The sequence below is a fragment of the Streptomyces silaceus genome, from assembly GCF_001419745.1.
Taxonomy (GTDB): domain Bacteria; phylum Actinomycetota; class Actinomycetes; order Streptomycetales; family Streptomycetaceae; genus Streptomyces; species Streptomyces silaceus.
This window is the reverse complement of record NZ_LIRJ01000511.1, coordinates 1-1878: the sequence shown is the minus strand read 5'-3', so window position 1 is coordinate 1878 and position 1878 is coordinate 1. Positions and strand designations below refer to the sequence as shown.

At 72.9% G+C, this 1878-nt stretch carries 1 protein-coding gene and 1 pseudogene; one reads left to right on the top strand and one right to left on the bottom strand.

Annotated elements, in window-relative coordinates; all coding sequences use genetic code 11:
* Nucleotides 1-236 (bottom strand): annotated as a pseudogene (locus AOK22_RS35520) (hypothetical protein); the annotation flags it as partial.
* 108 nt (nucleotides 237-344) lie between these two features.
* Here AOK22_RS35520 and AOK22_RS35515 point away from each other — a divergent pair.
* Nucleotides 345-1878, top strand: a 1534-nt coding sequence (locus AOK22_RS35515) for an acyl-CoA mutase large subunit family protein (RefSeq protein WP_055702818.1), incomplete at its 3' end; no start/stop codon positions are given.

Sequence of the window (1878 nt, the reverse complement as noted above, 5' to 3'; positions counted from 1 at the left end):
GGGGCGCGGCGGGCGTCGGCGTGGCGGGCGGCGTAGCCGTCCCGGCCCGGGTCCGGGGCCGCCGTCCCGCCGGGGTCCCGGGCCGGTGACCGCGGGGCCGACGCCTCCGGTCTCCCGTCCTTGCCGCCCGGCGTGCCGTCACCCGGTTTGCCGTCCGCGTCGACCGCGACGGCCTTGCACCCCGCGGTGAGGAGCAGCACCGCCACGGCCCCCACCGCTATCGCGCCCTTGCCCATATCCGACCCCCGTGCGACCGTCCCGCGACGGTCCTGGACGACACTCCTGGAAGTGTTTCCCGGTTTGCCGCGGGTGACGCGTCCCGGAGGCGGGCGCAAGCTGGATCCATGACACACGAGTCGGAGTCCGGCCTGCCCATCGAGCCCGTGTACGGCCCCGAGGCCCTGGCGGACTGGGACCCCGGGCAGCGCCTCGGCGCCCCCGGCGCGTACCCGTACACGCGCGGCGTCTATCCGGCCATGTACACCGCCCGCCCCTGGACGATGCGCCAGTACGCGGGCTTCGGCACCGCCGCCGAGTCCAACGCCCGCTACCGCCGGCTGATCGAGCACGGCACGACCGGGCTCTCCGTCGCCTTCGACCTGCCGACCCAGATGGGCCACGACTCCGACGCCCCGATCGCGCACGGCGAGGTCGGCAAGGTGGGCGTGGCCGTCGACTCGGTCGAGGACATGCGGGTGCTGTTCGACGGCATTCCGCTGGACAAGGTCTCGACGTCGATGACGATCAACGCGCCCGCCGCGCTGCTGCTCCTCATGTACCAGCTGGTGGCGGAGGAGCAGGGGGTCGACGCGGCGCGGCTGACCGGGACGGTCCAGAACGACGTGCTCAAGGAGTACATCGCGCGCGGCACGTACATCTTCCCGCCCGGGCCGTCGCTGCGGCTGACCGCGGACATCTTCCGGTATTGCGGCACCGAGATGCCCCGCTGGAACACCATCTCCATCTCCGGTTACCACATGGCCGAGGCGGGCGCCTCGCCCGCGCAGGAGATCGCCTTCACGCTCGCCGACGGCATCGAGTACGTGCGCACGGCGGTCGCGGCGGGCATGGACGTGGACGACTTCGCGCCGCGGCTCTCCTTCTTCTTCGTGGCGCGTACGACGATCCTGGAGGAGGTCGCCAAGTTCCGTGCCGCCAGGCGGATCTGGGCCCGTGTCATGCGGGAGGAGTTCGGCGCGAGGAACCCCAGGTCGCAGATGCTGCGGTTCCACACGCAGACGGCCGGCGTCCAGCTGACCGCCCAGCAGCCCGAGGTGAACCTCGTCCGGGTCGCCGTCCAGGGGCTCGGCGCGGTCCTCGGCGGCACGCAGTCCCTGCACACCAACTCCTTCGACGAGGCCATCGCGCTGCCCACCGACAAGTCGGCCCGCCTGGCGCTGCGCACCCAGCAGGTCCTCGCGTACGAGACGGACGTGACGGCGACGGTGGACCCCTTCGCCGGGTCGTACGTCATGGAGAGCATGACGGACGACGTGGAGGCGGCTGCGCTCGAACTCATGGGCAGGGTCGAGGAGTTGGGCGGCGCGGTGCGCGCCATCGAGCAGGGCTTCCAGAAGGGCGAGATCGAGCGCAACGCCTACCGCATCGCGCGCGAGACGGACGACGGCGAACGCGTCGTGGTCGGCGTCAACCGCTTCCGCCTCGACGAGGAGGAGCCGTACGAGCCGCTGCGGGTCGACCCGGCGATCGAGGACCGCCAGGCGGCCCGTCTGGCCCGGCTCCGCGCGGACCGCGACGGCCGCGCGGTGGGCGCCGCGCTCACCGCGCTCAGGAAGGCGGCGCGGGGCGAGGCCAATGTCCTCCACCCGATGAAGGAGTCCCTCCGGGCGCGGGCCACGGTGGGGGAGGTGTGCGGGG